Genomic DNA, 19,326 nt, shown 5'->3' with positions numbered 1-19,326 from the left:
CGAGCCGATGAATCTAAGATTATATAAACCCTATTTCATTAAGTTTCAGTCGCTGATTGCACTGTTTGTTATTTGCTTGTTAATCAGTTTGTTGTCAGATAAGTTCCTGACCGTTTCAAATGGCTGGAATGTGATGAGGCAGATCTCCGTTAATGTGTGTATTTCTGTAGGAATGACGCTTATCGTACTAACAGCAGGCATCGATTTGTCGGTAGGCTCGGTACTTGCTTTATGCGGTGCTATAACTGCCGGTTTGCTGAGTAATGGAATCGGAATAATGCCGCTGGATCTCTATATAGGCTTCACGCTGTTGGGCGCTATTCTTGTGGGTTTGCTTTGTGGTACTTTTATAGGGGGCTTCAACGGCTGGGTGATTACCCGGTTCAATGTACCACCTTTCGTCGCAACTTTAGCTATGCTGACCATTGCGAGAGGACTTACGTTACTATACACAGAAGGACATCCTATATCCGGCCTTGGAGAAAGCTTCGCCTATATAGGCACTGGTTGGTTATTAGGTGTTCCCGTGCCGGTTTGGATATCGGCGTTGGTTGTGGTAGCTGCCGTTATTATTACCAATAAGACACGACTTGGAAGATATATTTATGCTATCGGTGGTAATGAAAGTGCGTCGAGGCTCTCGGGGATAAATATTGGAAGAGTAAAAATTATTGTTTACGCCATCGCAGGAGCGCTGGCAGCAATCGGTGGTATGATGGTCACCTCGCGACTAGACTCGGCTCAGCCTAATGCCGGCGTTAGCTATGAACTTGATTCTATTGCTGCCGTGGTGATAGGAGGCGCTTCACTCTCAGGTGGAAAAGGAACAATATTGGGGACGGTACTCGGAGCTATTATCATAGGTGTGCTGAATAATGGGCTTGTTCTGCTGAATGTATCTCCATTCTGGCAGCAGGTAGTTAAGGGTATGGTGATCCTGCTGGCAGTTATAATTGACAAATCAAACGCAAAATCGAGATAATGGGTAAGTATATTCTTTCAATTGATCAGGGTACCAGCAGCACAAAAGTACTTCTGTTTGACGAACAAGGTAAGGTGGTATGTAAGTCTACTGAACCTTTAAAGAGCATATTTTCTGGTGAGGGCTTTGTAGAACAAGATCCAAAAGGTATTTATGAGAACGTATTGACAGCGGTGAAGAACTGTGTGAACACCTTTTTGGCCGCAGGTGGATCTGTTGCCGGGATCGAAGCCTGTGGGATATCCAATCAGCGGGAAACCTTTGTGGTTTGGGATGCTGCAGGAAATCCCTTACACAATGCTGTGGTGTGGCAATGTAAACGATCAGTTGGAGTTTGTGCGCGGTTAGCGGAGGATGGACTTGAGCAGATGATCAACGAAAGGACAGGGCTGATTATTGACCCCTATTTTTCTGGCAGCAAGCTGATATGGCTATATGAAAATGATCAGGTTATAAAAAAGGCTGTGGATCAGGGACAAGCTTACTTTGGCACTGTTGATACCTGGTTGTTATTCTGCCTGACAAAAGGAGCTAGATATCAGACCGACTACACCAATGCATCGAGAACGATGTTTTTCAACCTGCATACCCTAACATGGGACGCCGAACTACTTGAGGCTTTCGGCCTCTCAAAGTTAAATCTGCCGGAGCCCAGGCCGTCGTCTTCCTTATTTGGAGAAACCGACTTTGAGGGGCTTACCGGGATGAAAATACCCATCAGCTCCATGATCGGTGATTCTCATGCGGCGGCATTCGGTGAGGGGTGCTTTCTTCCGGGATCGGCGAAAGCGACACTGGGAACCGGGTGTTCTATCCTGATGAATATTGGTTCCCAGCCGAGAATCTCTGGTAATGGCATGATCACAACTATCTGCTGGAGTACGAATACCGAAGTTAAATATGCACTGGAAGGTGTTATTGTATCCTGTGGTGCGACTTTGGAATGGCTCAAGAATGAGCTCCTTTTATTTAATGATCTCAAGCAAACGGAAGATTTCGCAAATTCCGTAGCGGATAGTAATGGTGTTTATTTGATTCCGGCGTTTAGTGGGCTGGGCGCTCCTTATTGGCAGATGAACAGAAAGGCATCAATAAATGGCCTTACGTTTGGTGTGGGCAAAAGCCATATCATCAGGGCTGCCCTCGAATCTATTCCATACCAGATTATGGATGTAATTACGGCGATGGAAGAAGACACAGGAGTAGAGCTCCAGGAGCTGATGGTTAACGGAGGAATTACGGCCAATGGCTTTGTTCTACAGTTTTTGGCTGATCTGCTTAACAAAGAGGTTGCGACTAAAGGTATGCCTGACGTCTCCGCTCTGGGTGCAGCCTATCTGGCAGGATTAGAATGCGGCTTGTACCGCGATCTGGACCAGTTAGCCTCTCTGAATAAAAAATCGGCAGCTAACTACCCAACAAAAAATCGCGTAGCAATTTCTAGGGCCTACGCCGGTTGGAAGGCGGCTATCGCCGGCTAGAAACATTTATGACAGGCGAACTTCCTGAGATCTGAATTGATCACAGGGATGATCTGCTGTGCAGTCATGTCTGCGATTATTTTCTATTTATCTCTTTTTTTAATCGGTTTGGATAAAAAAAATACTTCTATTGTTTGTCTTTGATTTTCATTTACTTTTTATATTTTAGTTTATTCTTTGATTCTGTCATTATTTGTCTGTCAGAGAAAAGAAGCTAACCAATTTTCCAATTGCATGTTTTCATGCGCTAACCAATATTCATTATGAAACAAATCGCATTACTGTTTTATGCAATCATCCTTACATTTTCTCTGCAGGCCCAGACGCGGCAGATCACAGGGAGGGTTTTAAGTGCTGAGGATGGGGAATCTCTGATTGGCGTGAGCCTGAAAATCAAGGGTTCTAACAGAGGAGTAAGTTCTGACGCTCAGGGTCGCTTTGTCCTGAACGTTCAACCTGGAGAGAACGTTGTCCTTTCTGTATCTTATATTGGATACAAACCCCAGGAAATTAACGCAGGCAGTCGCTCAAGTTTAGAGATACGACTTGTGCCTGAATCGAAGAGTTTAAACGAAGTCGTCGTGGTGGGTTATGGAACACAGAGCAGGAGAGCGGTAACAGGTTCTGTTGCGTCAGTTAATTACGACAACTTTAAGGATCGCTCGGTAACAAACGTTACGCAAGCGCTTGCAGGTCAGTTACCGGGAGTGAATATTACCCAGTCTCAGGGAGCGCCGGGACAAAGTCCGAATATACGTATCCGGGGTACCAGTTCCATCACTGCCGGAACAAATCCTTTATATGTTGTAGACGGTTTACCTATCGAAAACTTTAATCTAAACAACATAAATCCGCAAGATATCCAGTCTGTCGAAGTATTAAAAGATGCCTCTTCTGCTGCTATCTACGGATCTCGTGGTTCCAATGGCGTAGTGCTGGTAACAACTAAGCTCGGAAAAGTGGGTGAAACGCAAGTTAATGCCAACTATGAGTACGGAACGCAGGAGGTTACCCGCCGGGTTGATATGATGGATGCGCAGCAGTTCATTCAGTATTACATAGATGCGCATAACAACGCTTACTTAGCTGCGGGCGGCGACATCAGCAGCCCTAATGAAGTAAGGCCAACCATTTACAAGATCCCGGTTGATTTCACAGATCCAGCCTTAAGGGCGAAATTGGGGAAAGGAACAGACTGGCAAGACGTTATGTTTAGGAAGGCCGCTTCTCATAATGCGCAGGTATCTGTTTCCGGAGGTTCTGAAAAAACGCAGTTTTTGTTCTCCGGTGCTTACCTCGATCAGGAAGCAGTTATGGACAATAACTATTACAAAAGGCTTACTGTCCGCTCGAACATTAAACAGAAGATTTCAGAGAAAGTATCTGTAGGCCTTAACCTGGGATTGACAGCGCTATATGATCGTACTGACGGTATAGAAGGTAAAAGTGATGTCGTAAGTTTAGGTTTGCAGAGCGACCCTATCTTTCCGCTTTATAACGAAAATGGAAACTTAGGTTTCAAAGATCCAAATTCAGAGTGGTACAGGTTTGCGCAGTACACGGACTTGCAACTATGGCACCCATACTCCCTGACCAGAGAGGCCGACAAGCAAAATAAGTCGTTCACAACGCTGGGAACCGCTTTCGCGGAGTACAGGATCACTGAAGGTTTGAAGTTCAGAAGCAGTATCAACGCGAACTTATTAAATACACGTTTCAATTTCTTCTGGAACAAGGACCAGAAATTTGGCTATTCTTCTGCTCTACCTGCACAAGGGAGTGCAAATTCGAGATTTATGTTTAACTGGCTGACTGAGAATACACTTAATTATGACAGAAAGTTGGGGGATCATAATCTGAGTGCATTACTGGGTTTTACTTACCAGCAGCAACGAGATGAGTACATGGCTGTTGGTGCGGGGAATTTCCCCAATGATTTGGTGCCTACACTGAATGCTGGAACCGTAAATTCTGGTACAACACTGGCATACGAATGGGGACTTTTGTCGTATCTGGGACGGTTAAACTATAATTTCAAAGACAAATACTTTCTTTCTGGGGTTATCCGACGCGATGGTAGTTCCAGATTTGGTAAAAATAACCAGTTTGGTTACTTCCCTTCAATTTCTGCCGGTTGGTTGGTATCCGATGAGGAGTTTATGAGTGATGTTACAGCGGTAAGCAACCTCAAGTTTAAAGCGAGCTACGGTGTCTCAGGTAATAATCAAATACCTAATTATGGACCCATCGGACTTCTTGGGTCGTCAAATTACGTATATGGTGACAATCTAGCGAACGGACTGAATGTTACGAACATTGAAAATCCAGACCTCAAATGGGAGAAAACCAATATGTTTAATACCGGGTTCGAGCTCGGCCTGTTTAAGAACCGTATCAATGTAAGTGCTGAATATTACAATTCCACTACCAATGATTTGTTGCTTAACGTTCCTGTTCCTGATATAACGGGCTTTTCAACACAACTTACCAATATCGGAAAGCTCAGAAACAAAGGTTTTGAGGCAAGCCTGAGTACAAAAAATATAGTTGGAAAATTTAACTGGACAACTGATTTTAACGTCTCGCTCAATAGAAATAAGGTATTGCAATTAGGTCCTGGAAATGCGCCATTGATCTACACAGATTACGTTGTTCAAGTCAAAACCGAAGTTGGACAGCCCATATCTAATTTTTATGGATACATCTTCGATGGTGTCTATATGAATCAGGCGGAGATCGATGCAGGTCCGGCAAGGGGGGATGGAGTCACTACTCCTGGTGATCCCAGAGTAAGGGATGTAGACGGAGACGGAAAAATCACGGAGGCCGACAGGACTACCATCGGTAATATTCAACCGGATTTTATAGCCGGACTGACGAATTCATTTTCATATAAAGGTTTCGAAATGTCGTTTATGCTTCAGGGTTCGTTTGGTGGGGAAATCACCAATCAGCTTATTCGCTATAATGGTATCTGGAATGGAGGAAGAAACGCTTATGCAGAGGTCGCTAATTACTGGAAGTCTGAAGCTGACCCCGGAGACGGAAAACATTTCAAGCCAACTATTTCACCTAAAGGGTACCAGGAAAAGTTCTCATCGTACTGGGTTGAAGATGCTACATTCGTGAGACTGAGAAATATTCGCGTTTCTTATGCCCTGCCTTCAAAGCTGTTCGTTAAGTCACCTGTGAAAGGAATACGTGTTTTTATGAATGCGGAGAACGTGTACTTATGGAGTAAGTATTTGAACTACGACCCCGAAAATACAACATACAACTCCACTTCCTATTCGAATATTTATTCAAATGCAGTGCCTTCGGCCAGCTCTTCCGTCAGTGTGCCGTCAGGTGCGTTTCTAGGTGTGGATTACGGTTCTTATCCCAATCCCCGGATCATAACCTTCGGAGCCAAGTTTGATTTTTAAATTTATAACACAGAAGAAGATGAAACTGAATATAAGCAAAATACTTGTATTGATATTCTTAGGAACTATCACGTCAAGCTGCCAGAAATCATTGGATATGGCGCCAATATCAAATTCAAATGCTGCAAATTTCTATAAGACGACACAGGATTTTGAGCTTGCCGTAAATGCGGCTTATGCAACGCTGTATACATTTTATGCTCCTGCCAGCGGTGTGTCTTACTTTGCTGAGCAAATGTCTGATAACGCTACATTATATAACGTGGCTGGAATTCAGGCAGACCGAGTTGCATTTAAAAACTTTAGTCTAACTCCTTCGAATACAGAAGTATATCGTTTCTGGCAAGAAAGCTATAAAGCCTTATACAATGTTAATATAGTCCTGGACAAAATAGAAAGCGCAGCGCTTGATAATGCATTTAAAGAGTCGGTAAAAGCGCAGATGATGTTCCTGAGAGGATTATACTACTTTAACATGGTTCAGATGTGGGGAGATATCCCCTTGGTAACGAAGGCTTTGTCTGCTGCCGAGAGTTATGATGTAGTACGCTCACCGGTAACAGATGTCTACGCCCAGATAATTGCAGACCTAAACTATGCTTCTCAATATCTGCCCTTGCCGGCAGCTGTTACATCAACACCAGGAAAGGCTACAAAATATGCGGCCCAGGCAGTGCTCGGCAAGGTATATCTGACATTAGACAGGAAAACAGAGGCAGCGGAGGTGTTGTCTGAGGTTTACGGAAAATACAGATTGGTTCCTCAGTATGCCCAGCTATGGGGAGCAACGATTAAAAATACCAGCGAATCTGTATTTGAAATTCAGTACAAAGGAGGTGCGGGCAATCCTTACAGTAATTACTGGACAGAGTTTGCTCCTACAGAAAACTTCGTGCTGACGCTGTTTGGCGGCGGAATGAACCAGGTTACAGACGATCTTTATAATGAGTATGAAGAAGGCGATGTGCGAAGGGATGTGTCGATCTCAACCGGATACACAAACAAGAATGGAACATTCATTCCGATCAAATTTCAAAATAAATGGGTGGACAAGACAGCGCCTGCACCTAATGGTAGGGAACTAAGCAATAACAACTTTGTTGTGTTGCGCTACGCGGATGTTTTACTGATGCTGTCAGAGGCCACCAATGATCCCAAGTATTTAAATGAAGTGCGTGCCAGAGCAGGCTTGGCTGCATTTGGCTCTGCTGGTTACCCGACCGCGAAATATCCAACTCTAGCGTTAGCACTTGAACACGAGAGAAGGGTTGAATTAGCGCTTGAATTTCATAGGCTGTTTGATCTGAAGAGGACAAAGAGAGCTTTAGATGTAGTGAAAAGAACAAAGCCAATACAGAATGAAGGACAGTTAGTGCTGCCAATACCTCAGAATGTGATACAACAGAATCCCAAGATAACTCAGAATTCAGCGTATTCAGGGCTATAATCCGAAAGATCTGTTAGAATAGAATAGCTATAAACACCGATTAATTGCTCGAATCTGAAGGTAACCTTACTAGTTGCAAAGCCAACTAGTAAGGTTACCTTTTTTTGTATACCACCTCTTGTAGCTACAGGAAGTGACGAAATAGGTTCACCAGAGAGATGGATAAGTCTTGTTTGAATTAAAGCCGATGTTTCGGTGGTTCTTATTGTTCTTTGAACTTTCTCAGTTTTCCAAAAACGCCCAATGGCAGCTTGCTGCCGGCAGTGGCCTGCAAATACAGTTCGCCACTTTCGAGGTTTGAGGGCTTCTTGATAACGTCCTTTATAAGATTTTCGACAATGACAGATGAAAAGCCAAGGGAGTAAGTATTTAAGATCATGAAATGTTCTTCCTCATCTAAAAGATTTGCAACGTCATTCATCATTTCCAGGATATGGTCTTCCAGCTTCCACTTTTCACCATTAGGGCCATGACCGTACGCTGGTGGGTCCAGTATTATCCCGTTATATTTTCTTCCTCTTTTTATCTCCCGCTTCACAAACTTTAATGCGTCTTCTACTACCCAGCGAATATCCTTAAGGCCAGAAATTTCCTGATTTTCATTAGCCCAGGTAACAACCTGTTTGATTGAATCGACGTGTGTGACGTCCGCACCGGCCGCTTTTGCCGCAAGGGAAGCACCGCCTGTATAGGCGAAAAGGTTCAATACTTTAGGCTGAGGGGTTTCAAATTTTTTAACAGTCTCTGAAATATAATCCCAGTTAACCGCCTGCTCGGGGAAGATACCGACATGCTTAAAGGACGTCAGTCCAAGCCGAAATTTAATTTCAATGTCTGTATTTTTATATGTGATATGCCAGCGATCAGGCGCCTTCGTGTTTTTTCTCACCCATTCACCTGAGGTGGCAGACCGGCCTTTAAACCTTATGTCGTGCCTCTTTTGCCATTCAGACTCCGGGAGTTGCTTAGACCATACAGCCTGAGGCTCCGGACGGATAAGAACTATGTTTCCGAATCTTTCAAGTTTTTCAAAGTTTCCGCAGTCAATAAGTTCGTAGTCTTTCCAGTGCGCAGGTGTAAGTAATGCAATCATGCTAATGTGTGGGGATTTATTCCGCGAAATTACTAAATATAGCCGTCATACGTAAACTAATATTGACTTGCGGAGCTACAGCTTTTCCTTTGCGGCCTGGGAGAACTTACTTGCGAACACGAAGTCGTTAACCTTTGGATTGTCGGTATGGGCAATTTCTTTGTTGGAACCTTCCCATTCCTTACGTCCGTCAGCAAGGAAAAGGATATTCTCACCAATGCCCATCACAGAATTCATATCATGAGTAACGACCACAGTCGTCATGTTGTATTCTTCCGTTAATTCATTAATAAGTTCATCGATCACGATAGACGTCAGTGGGTCAAGTCCTGAGTTAGGCTCATCAACAAACAGATATTTTGGCTGCATAGAAATAGCGCGGGCAATACCTACACGCTTTTTCATTCCTCCTGATAGCTCAGATGGAAATAGTTTGTTTTTGCCCTCAAGGTTCACCCTGCTGAGACAGAAATTTGCCCTCTCGATTTTTTCTTCCTTGCTTTGAGTAGTAAACATATTGAGAGGGAACATAATATTGTCTTCGACGGTCATCGAATCAAATAATGCCGAGTTTTGAAAAAGCATGCCGATCTCTTTTCGTATCTCTATACGCTCCTGGTTGGAAAGACGGGTGAAGTCACGCCCGTCATAGAGTACTGAGCCTTCGTCTGGCTCATGCAAGCCAACCATGCACTTTAGGAGTGTCGTCTTTCCAGAGCCGGATCCTCCTATAATTAAGTTATTCCTCCCGTCTTTGAATAAGCCCGAGATTCCCTTAAGTACATAATTCTCACCGAATGACTTGTGGATGTCCTTTATTTCAATCATAATAAGAGATCAGTAATAACATAATCAGCACACAGAATAGAGATACAGCTGATAACAACTGTGCTTGTACTGGCCCGGCCCACTTCCAGCGCGCTTCCTTTGACATAAAAACCCTGATATGCTGCCACTGAGGTGATAATGAAACCGAAAACAAACGCTTTAGTCAGAGACACGACAATCGTGTAAGGATTGAACCCTTCAGTGATACCTCTGTAGTAATCGGCACCTGTGATAGCGCCTGAGAATGTGCCTCCTATATAACCACCAATTATGTTTAAAGCGATAGAAATGATGACGAGTAGAGGAATCATGGATACACCCGCTATAATTTTCGGAAGAATAAGATATCCGGGCGTGTTTATGCCCATGATTTCAAGAGCATCGATCTGTTCGGTGACCCTCATCGTGCCTATTTCTGAAGAAATAGAGGACCCGATTTTTCCAGCGAGTACCAGGGCGCTGATGGTAGGACTTAGCTCAAGAATGGCGGAGTCCCTGTTAACCGAACCAATAATTGTTTTCGGTATCAGGTCACTTTGGAGCTGAAAGGCAATTTGCAGGGTCATAACAGCACCAACAAAAATAGAGATGATTCCAATCAGATAGATGGAGTTAACTCCAATGTAGACCATCTCATGAGCTATGTTTTTCCAGTAGATCTTCCATTGTTCTGGGCGTTTAAATACTGCTTTAAGGAGAAGGATGTACCTTCCGAAGTCTGTGAACATATATTGTTAGTGTATTTGTTTTGTCCAAATATGGTAGCTAATGTAATCAATTTGCAACGTTGTATAGATGCATTTTCAGCTTATGCTACAACATCTACTTTCAATTGATGTTTTAAAATAATTGTTTGATGGCCTGGCAACGGTCAGGTTCCACAATTATCCTGCGCGCTGTAACAAACTTTTGAGTTCCTGGTCTAATAAGTAATGTTTATAGCAAACTTAAAGGATTACGAGTATGGATAAGAAGTTGCAGCGCGATGAAAGCAATAAAATATTAGCCGGAGTGGCCGCTGGTCTGGCAGAGTACTTCGATATTGATGTTATCTGGGTAAGGCTGATCTTCCTTCTGATGGTTATAATGGGTTTTTCAGGAGTATTGGTATACTTGATATTGTGGATAGTAGTTCCCGCAAAGCCGTACATCGCTACATTCAATACAGATTACCGAGTTGATGAGCAAGCGCCCGTAGAGATGACAGGCTCAATGCCCAGAAAAAAACGCAATTCTAAATCTATGCCTGTACTGGGGGCTTTCTTCGTAGCACTTGGGCTGTATTTTTTATTTGAAGAATTTGGCTATGTGCCCGACTGGTTTGATATTAGTAAACTATGGCCGGTAATTTTAATAGTTTTGGGACTTGTCTTTCTTCTGAAGCCCGGGCGAAGGAGCAAGGTCAAGAGCAAAGTACATGAATCAAGCGATCAGTCAAGTGGTCAGCCTTTAGTTTAATTAAGTATGAAAACGGAACGAATTATTTGGGGTATCGTATTACTCTTCTTTGGCGGTATTCTTCTTCTGCAAAACTTCAATGTTATCAACTTCGAGTGGTCTGTTATATGGAGATTTTGGCCTGTTATTCTAATTCTCATCGGAATAAATATGCTCTTCTCTAATTCTGGATCGGCAGCCGGAGGGGTGGTTACTGTGTTGATTACCGTCGTGGTTCTCGGTTTTATTGGTTACAAAGGTGTTAATACTACTGAAGCCGATTTAGGGGATTGGAGCACTGATGACAGGACCGCCAGGGGACGTGGAGATGCAGCAAAAACCACTATCTTCAGCGAACCCTATATTGCCGGTACACGTAATGCGATTCTGAATATTGAGGGTGGTGCAACAAATTTTATTTTGCGCGATACCGCTTCAGAACTGTTCAATGCTCATGTACAAAAGCACATCGGCAATTACTCAGTCTTCAAATTTTCTACCGATAGTACGGAGACAGTGGATTTCAAAATGACTGGGGAGGCTAAATGGGATATGAAAAAATCTGTATCTAATCAGGTTGTTATAACCCTGAATCCTGAACCGGTCTGGGATATCAATCTGGAGACTGGAGCGGGTAAAACAAGCTTTGACCTGACGAAATACAAAATACGCAAAATGAAGTTGGAGGGAGGGGTAGCGAAATTTGATGTCAAACTGGGGAGCCTTCACAAAACAACAGTAGTAGATGTAGAATCGGGTGTCTCAACAATCACCATTTCTATCCCTGAATCTGCCGGATGTGAGATTAATACAGAGTCCGGCTTATCTTCACTCGACTTCAAAGGGTTCACTAAGCTTTCCGATAATTCCTTTCAGACACCGAATTTCGCTTCTGCACAACAGAAGATCATTATTAACATGGAAGGCGGATTGTCTAAATTTAAGGTCGAAAGATATTAGCATGGAAGATGCTTATATAGTGGTTATTCAGGGCAAGCCTCAGGGTCCTTTCAGCATCAAAGAGATGAAAAGCATGAATATCACAGAAGGTACTTTTGTTAAGAAAAAGGGGATGAGTGACTATAAGGAGGCACATGAGATATCAGAACTATGCGACCTGTTCGGATTTAAGCTCACCAAAGCGGAAGCGCAGTATTTCGCATCTCCTGATATACGTTTGCTGGCAGCGTTGATCGATTATGGTATTATTCTTACTTTCTACCTTGTCATTGTCCTCGTTGTCGTTTCGTTTATCGACACGCAGTATCTGAAAGTTGCTATAACTCTTAGTTTTCTGCCGGTCATCCCTGTAGCTAAATTCGTGATGAACGTTTTTATGGAAGCGTCGAAGCGAAAAGGCACGTTCGGGAAATCGCTCCTCGGAATCAAAGTAATCCGGGAAGATGCTGAAAAGATGACACTTGGCCAGAGCTTTGCCCGTAACATATTTAAACTGTTGTCTACTTTGAGCCTCGGTATAGGGTATTTAGCTGGATTTTTCGATAAGAGGCAGCAGTGCTGGCATGACCGGCTGGCACGGACACTTGTGGTGAAAGACCGCTTACTCTGATTTTGCTTTGCAGTTAGGACATACTCCGCTTGCTATTAGGTTTATCGTGGAAGCCTCAAAACCGTTAGGTAAGATGACACTTGGAATGTGCACATCATTCAGGCAATAGACATTATTGCAAACCGTACAGTTGAAGTGCAGGTGCTCATCCCGATGCTGATGTTCGGTACACGACGAATGACATACTGCATAATTGGCCGTTCCGTTCGTGTCTATAATTTTATGAATAATTCCTTTTTCCTCGAAAGTTTTAAGTATCCTATAGAGGGTAACGCGGTCAACTTCCTTGCCTAAAATTTCTTCCAGGTTAGGTTGTGAAGTGGCTACATCCCTGTTCGACAGGACTTCCAGTACGCTGAATCGTGGCGCTGTCTTCTTTAAATTATGTTTCTCAAGTAATTGGTCAAATTTTCCCCGCATCATTTGGCTTTTTCTAAACGCAAAACTACCAAATATATTCCAAGTATCCCTTCAAGACGCTGCATCCTGTTCCAGCTGGCGTTTATCGGTATCAACCTTTAGATAAAATTGAAGCGATATCAGATCGGTAAGCCTGAATAGCCGGCAGGATTGAAGCGATTATTCCGATAAGTAACCCGGCAGCCAGAATATAGAGTTCCTTTGTACTAAAGATAAGCCCGCTAAGCCGCGCCTGTCCTGATTCCTGTAAGTTACCTATCAGATGGAGTACACCGTGTCCAATCGCGATGCCGATTAAAGCACCAACAAAACTTAAGAGCACTCCCTCAAGAATCACGATAATGAATATCTTAGATCTGGAGGCACCCATTACACGCATGACTGCAATGTCATACTTTCTTTCCTTAAGTGAATTAAACAAACTTACAAACACGCTGATGGCAGCAATCAGCATGATCAGGACGGCAAACCATTGTAGCGTATCTACCCCCACACCGATAAGTGAAAAGAGTCGGGCTGTCTCCAGTGCGGGAGAGGCGGCCTGCATATTGGTAGACTGGTTTACCAAACGTGGAAACATTACCACAGCCATAGGAGAGTGGTACTGAATAAGCAGCGAGGTTATCTCCTTGCCTTCAGCATCCTCTTCATTAAAGCGATCATGCATAGTCCCGTGCTCGTGTTCAGTCTCGTCAGGATGGTGGTGGTGCATTTCTCCCTCTTCTACCTCAACAGGTGCCTTTGCCTCGTCATTTGCTTCACCTGAAGCATGCATGTCCCAAATACTAGGAATATCTGTCAGGATAAGATTGTCAGATACATTATTTTGTGGCTTCAGAATCCCCGCTACCACATAAGCATGATCGGTATGCGTATCGCCACCTGATGTAAGCCCGTGCGCCCCATGAAAAATATCTCCCGGCTTCAGATTAAGTGTCTTGGCGACTTCCGAACCGACGGTCACATCAAAATTGCCATTCCAGAACTTGCCCTTTTCCAGTTGCAGACTATAAAGATTAATGAAGCTCGTGTCCGTCCCTACGATCCGGAAGCCCTGATAACTGTCTCCAAGCGCCAGTGGTACAGCTCTTTTAACCATTGGGTGCTTGGAAAGAGCGTTGGCGTCTTTCAGTGGTATGTTACCTGTAGGGAAATCAATATAAAAGATGCTGCTAAGAATTAGCTGTAGCGGACTTCCTTTGGCTCCCACTACCAGGTCAATATCTTTGGAATTCCGTTCCAGTTTATTACTGATCTGCGTGGAGGCGAGGAGCAAAATCGTGAGGATCCCTGTTCCAAATGCGATCAGTACAATATTAAGTATAGACGTAAGTGGATTGGATGCCAGGCTTTTATAGCTAATCTTTAAAGGACTCATGATAATATGTACTTTTTTTCGAAACTGTTTTTCACTCTCTGATCATGTGTAGAAACTATCAGAGTGGAACTGTTGATTCGCGATTGTTCAGCTAACAAATTGATTACCACCTCTGCATTCCTGTCATCCAGACTGGACGTAGGTTCATCTGCAATAAGTAAGGTTGGTTTGTTAATCACTGCCCTGGCAATAGAAACACGTTGCAGCTGCCCATAGCTAAGCTCATTGGGATATGCGTTTTTCTTGTGTGCTATGCCTAATGATTCAAGCACTTCTTTGACCCTCAATTCGTCTTCTTTCAGTAAGGCGAAACTTTGGGCGATGAACAAGTTCTCCATTACCGTCAGGCTCTTGATGATATGAGGCTTCTGAAAGATGATTCCGATATGCTGGCCGCGAAAATGATCCCTGTCTCGGCCATTAAGTTGATAGATATCTGTATCCTTAATGATGACCTTTCCGCTCGCTGGCTTGAGGAGGCCTGAGATGATGTTGATCAGCGTTGTTTTCCCACTTCCTGAGTCGCCAAGCAGCAACCACTGTTCAGCTTCTGCAATTTGCCAGTCTTTGAACGATAAAGTATGGTCTTCCGAATAGTGATGTGAAAGGGATTGAGCGATGATCATTTATATGCCGATTTGCGTCTGGTACAGATAATTACCTTAGATATTGTCAATATAGCAACAAATGCTCAATTTTATGTGGTTATTTGATAATTTCGCTCGCCGTTTTCATCTTAGAACTCTTTAAGAGTACCAGGCTTTGTTTCCAGTTGACGTAATGTGCCAAAGCAATGGTCAGCCCTCCGGCGGGAAGAAAAAGATGTTCTGAAGAGCCATGTCCGAACCAATGTCCTGCTGCTATAAAAAGGAAGCCACATATGAATATCAGCAGCGCCGTAGTTCTTCTGTGCTTTATCCAGGAGAGGCCTAAAGACCAGCTCCCGATCGTTAACGACAAAACGATCATCAAGATCTCCATCCATTCCTCAGCCAGGAAACCTAAACCCCAAAGAGGCAATACCGAAATAATAAAAGGTACCACAGCACAATGAATAGCACAGAAAGTCGAAGCTGTAATACCGATTTTATCTAACTTGCTTGTAAGCGGTTCTGTTTCCATCGCACAAATGTAAAAATAAATCCGATAACGCAATTCAGTTGCATGTAATTATTGGGCCACATACCATTCTTCTGTCAATGTATCTCGCCTGGTGGCAATTGCACAATATACACGAAGATAAATCACTACTTTTGTGTGATTTTACTAGTATGAATTCTACAGACACCAAGATTTTACTCGACGGCCTTTATTGCAATTCGCGAACCTCATACTCCAGATTTGTTACGCGGGAAGTATTTATCGGTGACATACCCATGGGGGCTGATAATCCGATCAGGATTCAAAGTATGACCACCACTGATACGATGGACACGCTCGGCACTGTCGAACAGACAATTCGAATGGTGAATGCCGGCTGTGAGTATGTGCGTATCACAGCTCCAAGCATCAAGGAAGCGAACAACCTTGCAGAGATCAAGAAGGAACTTCGCAGGCGGGGCTACAATGTTCCTTTGGTCGCTGATATCCACTTCACCCCTAACGCAGCGGAGGCTGCCGCCCGGATCGTGGAAAAGGTGAGGATAAATCCTGGAAATTATGCCGACAAAAAGCGTTTTGACCAGCTCGAATATACGGCCTCTCAATATCAGGAAGAGCTGGACCGGATTTATAAAAAGTTTTCACCTCTCGTAAAGGTCTGCAAAGAATACGGTACTGCCATGCGCATCGGCACAAACCACGGTTCGCTGTCTGATCGTATCATGAGTTACTACGGTGACACCCCCAGGGGGATGGTAGAATCTGCTATGGAGTTCATGCGCATGTGTGAGAGCCTTAACTACTACAATCTCGTCATATCCATGAAAGCGAGCAATCCGCAGGTAATGGTACAGGCGTACCGGCTTTTAGTCGAAACAATGACAAAAGAAGGGATGAACTATCCCCTGCACCTGGGAGTAACGGAAGCGGGAGATGGGGAAGACGGCCGGATCAAGTCATCCGTTGGCATAGGCACCTTACTTGAGGATGGGCTGGGAGATACTATCCGCGTTTCACTAACTGAAGATCCCGAACTGGAAGCTCCAGTAGCTATTGCACTGGCAAACAGATATAAAAAACGCACCATTCAAGGTTCTTCAGCACTACCCGTTCCGATTGTGCCGATCGGTTTCAGCCCTTATGAATTCAATAAGCGCAACTCAAATGAACTTAATACATTTATTGGCGGACACCAGGTACCCCGCGTTGTTGTTGACCTTTCCAGGGGGAGCCTGATGGATCCCCAGATCTTGCATGCTGCGGGCTATTTGTATTCACCTTTGCTCGACAAGTACAATATGGCTGAACAGTCAGTGGATTTCGTTTATCTGGCTGACAGACTTCCCTCATTTACGATGCCTGGAAATCTGAAACAACTTTATAATTATGCTACCTGGCTAACGCTTGCTCAGAAAAAGAATTGTCACCCCCTCTATACTCTGGACGAATATCAAAGTGCATCAGAACGAGATGCAGCACTAAACCTGGTTTACATCAGCTATAGCGATTTAGTCGACCGTCCGGAAGTAATCAAACTGATTTCTGGTGATAATACGCTTGTATTTGTACTGACTACAAATCAGGAACACGGCATGGCAGACCAACGGCAATTCTTCTTCGGAACAGAAAATCTGGATATCAGACCCCCGGTTATCATCAAGCGTTCATATCTTGCTTCTTTCAGCGCGAATGAAACGACCGATGCACTGGAGTCTGACTTTCAACTATACGCTTCTACAGATACCGGAGCACTTTTAATCGACGGCTTCGGCGACGGTATATGGCTTGAATCAGATCAGGTATCACCCAAAGTGATCGTCAGTACCGCTTTCGGCATTCTCCAGGCTACCCGTTCGAGGATCTCAAAAACCGAATACATCTCCTGTCCCAGCTGCGGCCGTACGCTATTCGACCTTCAGGAAACGACCCAGATGATCAGAAGCAGGACAAGTCATCTGAAAGGAGTGAAGATTGGTATCATGGGCTGCATAGTCAACGGGCCAGGGGAGATGGCCGATGCCGACTACGGATATGTAGGCATGGGGCCTGGCAAGATCACCTTATACAGAGGAAAAGAGGTGGTTAAGAAAAGTGTAAACAAAGAAAACGCATTAGACGAACTGATCGAGATTATCAAAGAAGACGGCGTCTGGATAGACCAACCAGAGTAAGTCGGACAGGCCGGTCGGGTAGCTGCCAGTCAGTAAGCCAAAAACAAGAAAAGCTGCCGGGTATTCCGGCAGCTTTTCTTGTTTTTGTATAAAGCTAACGACGGCTAACTATTTCTTCCTGGCAATAACTTTTTGAACAGCCGCTACAATAGCATCTGCATCCAGTCCGTATTTTGCCATCAGCTCAGCAGGTTTACCACTCTCGCCGAAAGAATCGTTAACAGCAACGTATTCCTGAGGCGTAGGATTGTTCTGTGCGAGAAGCTGAGCAATGCTGTCACCCAAGCCGCCCAGGCGGTTATGTTCCTCAGCTGTTACCACACATCCTGTTTTCTCCACCGACTTAAGAACCGCTTCTGCGTCAAGTGGTTTAATGGTATGAATATTGACAATCTCAGCATCAATGCCAAGCTCAGCCAGTTTCTCACCCGCAAGGATCGCTTCCCAGACCAAATGACCCGTAGCAAAAATGCTCACATCCTTTCCTTCATTCACCATCCATGCCTTACCAATCTCAAATTTTTGATCAGGATCAGTAAATACAGGGATAACCGGACGGCCGAACCTGAGGTATACGGGACCTTCGTACTCAGCAATTGCTTCCGTAGCGGCTTTGGTCTGGTTATAGTCACAAGGGTTGATCACAGTCATGCCCGGCAGCATTTTCATCATACCGATGTCTTCCAGAATCTGGTGAGTAGCACCGTCTTCACCCAGGGTTAAGCCTGCGTGGGACGCACATATTTTAACGTTTTTATCCGAATAAGCAATAGACTGGCGGATCTGATCGTAAACGCGGCCTGTCGAAAAGTTTGCGAATGTACCGGTAAAGGGAATCTTTCCACCAATAGTAAGGCCTGCAGCCATGCCCATCATGTTGGCTTCCGAAATACCCACCTGAACAAATCTTTCGGGGAATTCCTTAATGAAAGCTTCCATTTTCAAAGATCCTACAAGGTCAGCACATAAGGCAACAACATTAGGGTTTTTCTTACCAGCTGCTAATAGTCCGGCACCAAAACCAGAACGCGTATCTTTTTTATCTGTAAAAGTATATTTCTTCATTTCAGTTTCTCTAATATATGACTAGTAGTCGTTGGTAGAATCTCCAAGTTGCGCAAGTGCCAGAGCAAGTTGCTCGTCATTAGGGGCAACGCCATGCCATTTATGAGACCCCATCATGAAATCAACACCATGACCCATATTGGTATGCATCAGGATCATAATTGGTTTGCCTTTGAAAGCTCTGCTTTTCGCCAGCTCAAGTGTAGGGATCAACTCAGCAAGATCATTACCGTTTGTTTCCAGGACATCCCAGCCGAACGCTTCCCATTTAGCACGTAGGTTGCCAAGAGACAGGACCTTCTCAGTCGGACCGTCAATCTGCTGTCCGTTAACATCAATAGCCGAAATCAGATTGTCAACCTTGTTATGAGGGGCAAACAATGCCGCTTCCCAGATCTGACCTTCCTGAAGCTCGCCATCACCATGCAATGAATAAACCAGTCTGTCATCATTGTTAAGCTTTTTCGCCAGAGCTGCGCCGATAGCGACAGAAAGACCTTGTCCGAGAGAGCCTGAAGCTACGCGAATGCCTGGAAGATGCTCATGCGTTGCAGGATGGCCCTGCACCCGTGAATTTATTTTACGGAATGTAGCCAGCTCCTTTGGGTCGAAGTAACCCGAACGGGCAAGAACACTATACCATACTGGTGAAATATGTCCGTTTGATAAGAAGAAAAGATCTTCTCCCTTACCATCCATGTTAAAGTCAGGATTATGCTTCAATACATGGAAATAAAGAGCAACAAAGTAATCCGTACAACCCAATGAACCGCCAGGGTGGCCTGACTGGCACTGATGTACCATTCTAACAATATCCCGACGGACCTGAGTAGCTATGCCGGTTAGTTTTTCAATATCTGCTTTCATATCTATTTTGAAAGCGCCTAAAATATGAATTACAGCCCAGATATCATGTATCAGATCGTCA

17 protein-coding genes are annotated in these 19,326 nt (G+C 44.2%); 8 read left to right on the top strand and 9 right to left on the bottom strand.

Annotation, left to right across the window (positions count from 1 at the left end; genetic code table 11):
* Nucleotides 1-7: 7 nt before the first annotated feature.
* From ACKI5J_RS01195 to ACKI5J_RS01180, 4 genes are all read left to right on the top strand, one after another.
* Nucleotides 8-982: an ABC transporter permease gene (locus ACKI5J_RS01195; protein ID WP_407425670.1), complete on the top strand. Its 975-nt coding sequence runs from the start codon at nucleotides 8-10 to the stop codon at nucleotides 980-982.
* Entirely contained in the window at nucleotides 982-2,463 is a 1,482-nt protein-coding gene (locus ACKI5J_RS01190; protein WP_407425668.1) for an FGGY family carbohydrate kinase, read from the top strand. The genes ACKI5J_RS01195 and ACKI5J_RS01190 overlap by 1 nt, the downstream gene beginning before the upstream one ends.
* 263 nt (nucleotides 2,464-2,726) lie before the next feature.
* Nucleotides 2,727-5,888, top strand: coding sequence for a SusC/RagA family TonB-linked outer membrane protein (locus tag ACKI5J_RS01185; protein ID WP_407425666.1), 3,162 nt, complete (start codon nucleotides 2,727-2,729; stop codon nucleotides 5,886-5,888).
* 19 nt (nucleotides 5,889-5,907) lie between these two features.
* Nucleotides 5,908-7,335 (top strand): RagB/SusD family nutrient uptake outer membrane protein, encoded by a 1,428-nt coding sequence (locus ACKI5J_RS01180; protein WP_407425664.1) that lies wholly within the window; start codon nucleotides 5,908-5,910, stop codon nucleotides 7,333-7,335.
* 202 nt (nucleotides 7,336-7,537) lie between these two features.
* On the opposite strand, the gene ACKI5J_RS01175 is transcribed toward ACKI5J_RS01180, so the two are convergent.
* From ACKI5J_RS01175 to ACKI5J_RS01165, 3 genes are all read right to left on the bottom strand, one after another.
* Nucleotides 7,538-8,428: a class I SAM-dependent methyltransferase gene (locus tag ACKI5J_RS01175; protein WP_407425662.1), complete on the bottom strand. Its 891-nt coding sequence runs from the start codon at nucleotides 8,426-8,428 to the stop codon at nucleotides 7,538-7,540.
* Between the two features lie 75 nt (nucleotides 8,429-8,503).
* A complete protein-coding gene (locus ACKI5J_RS01170) occupies nucleotides 8,504-9,256 on the bottom strand; it encodes an ABC transporter ATP-binding protein (RefSeq protein ID WP_407425660.1) in 753 nt (250 codons plus the stop codon).
* A complete protein-coding gene (locus tag ACKI5J_RS01165; protein ID WP_407425658.1) occupies nucleotides 9,253-9,984 on the bottom strand; it encodes an MlaE family ABC transporter permease in 732 nt (243 codons plus the stop codon). Before ACKI5J_RS01165 ends, ACKI5J_RS01170 begins: the two co-directional genes overlap by 4 nt.
* A gap of 235 nt (nucleotides 9,985-10,219) precedes the next feature.
* Between ACKI5J_RS01165 and ACKI5J_RS01160 the strand changes: the two genes are divergently transcribed.
* From ACKI5J_RS01160 to ACKI5J_RS01150, 3 genes are read left to right on the top strand one after another with little or no spacing between them, the layout of a single operon-like run.
* The gene (locus ACKI5J_RS01160) at nucleotides 10,220-10,714 is read left to right on the top strand and encodes a PspC domain-containing protein (protein WP_407425656.1); all 495 of its coding nucleotides are present in this window, start codon (nucleotides 10,220-10,222) and stop codon (nucleotides 10,712-10,714) included.
* A gap of 6 nt (nucleotides 10,715-10,720) precedes the next feature.
* Nucleotides 10,721-11,653 carry a LiaI-LiaF-like domain-containing protein gene (locus ACKI5J_RS01155; RefSeq protein ID WP_407425654.1) on the top strand — a complete coding sequence of 311 codons (933 nt, stop codon included), beginning with the start codon at nucleotides 10,721-10,723 and terminating at the stop codon, nucleotides 11,651-11,653.
* A gap of 1 nt (nucleotide 11,654) precedes the next feature.
* On the top strand, nucleotides 11,655-12,263 hold the full coding sequence (locus tag ACKI5J_RS01150) for an RDD family protein (RefSeq protein WP_407425652.1): 609 nt from the start codon (nucleotides 11,655-11,657) through the stop codon (nucleotides 12,261-12,263).
* Here the strand turns inward: ACKI5J_RS01150 and ACKI5J_RS01145 are convergent.
* From ACKI5J_RS01145 to ACKI5J_RS01130, 4 genes are all read right to left on the bottom strand, one after another.
* Nucleotides 12,255-12,686: a Fur family transcriptional regulator gene (locus ACKI5J_RS01145; protein ID WP_407425650.1), complete on the bottom strand. Its 432-nt coding sequence runs from the start codon at nucleotides 12,684-12,686 to the stop codon at nucleotides 12,255-12,257. The genes ACKI5J_RS01150 and ACKI5J_RS01145 overlap by 9 nt on opposite strands.
* An 88-nt stretch (nucleotides 12,687-12,774) precedes the next feature.
* Complete coding sequence (locus tag ACKI5J_RS01140; protein ID WP_407425648.1) at nucleotides 12,775-14,061, bottom strand: ABC transporter permease; 1,287 nt, start codon at nucleotides 14,059-14,061, stop codon at nucleotides 12,775-12,777.
* Nucleotides 14,058-14,687, bottom strand: coding sequence for an ABC transporter ATP-binding protein (locus ACKI5J_RS01135; protein WP_407425646.1), 630 nt, complete (start codon nucleotides 14,685-14,687; stop codon nucleotides 14,058-14,060). The genes ACKI5J_RS01140 and ACKI5J_RS01135 overlap by 4 nt, the downstream gene beginning before the upstream one ends.
* Before the next feature lie 79 nt (nucleotides 14,688-14,766).
* On the bottom strand, nucleotides 14,767-15,183 hold the full coding sequence (locus ACKI5J_RS01130) for a MerC domain-containing protein (RefSeq protein WP_407425644.1): 417 nt from the start codon (nucleotides 15,181-15,183) through the stop codon (nucleotides 14,767-14,769).
* Nucleotides 15,184-15,332: 149 nt separating this feature from the next.
* Here ACKI5J_RS01130 and ispG point away from each other — a divergent pair, with 149 nt between their 5' ends.
* Nucleotides 15,333-17,333: a (E)-4-hydroxy-3-methylbut-2-enyl-diphosphate synthase gene (gene ispG / locus ACKI5J_RS01125; protein WP_407425642.1), complete on the top strand. Its 2,001-nt coding sequence runs from the start codon at nucleotides 15,333-15,335 to the stop codon at nucleotides 17,331-17,333.
* A 108-nt stretch (nucleotides 17,334-17,441) separates the two neighbouring features.
* Here the strand turns inward: ispG and ACKI5J_RS01120 are convergent, their stop codons facing one another.
* Together ACKI5J_RS01120 and ACKI5J_RS01115 are read right to left on the bottom strand one after the other, a co-directional pair.
* The gene (locus tag ACKI5J_RS01120) at nucleotides 17,442-18,398 is read right to left on the bottom strand and encodes a transketolase family protein (protein WP_407425640.1); all 957 of its coding nucleotides are present in this window, start codon (nucleotides 18,396-18,398) and stop codon (nucleotides 17,442-17,444) included.
* A gap of 21 nt (nucleotides 18,399-18,419) precedes the next feature.
* Complete coding sequence (locus tag ACKI5J_RS01115; RefSeq protein ID WP_407425638.1) at nucleotides 18,420-19,265, bottom strand: transketolase; 846 nt, start codon at nucleotides 19,263-19,265, stop codon at nucleotides 18,420-18,422.
* Between the last annotated feature and the right edge of the window lie 61 nt (nucleotides 19,266-19,326).

The organism is Arcticibacter sp. (assembly GCF_045629565.1).
Lineage (GTDB): Bacteria > Bacteroidota > Bacteroidia > Sphingobacteriales > Sphingobacteriaceae > Arcticibacter.
The sequence above is the reverse complement of the archived record's forward strand: the minus strand, read 5'-3'. Positions and strand labels throughout refer to the sequence as shown.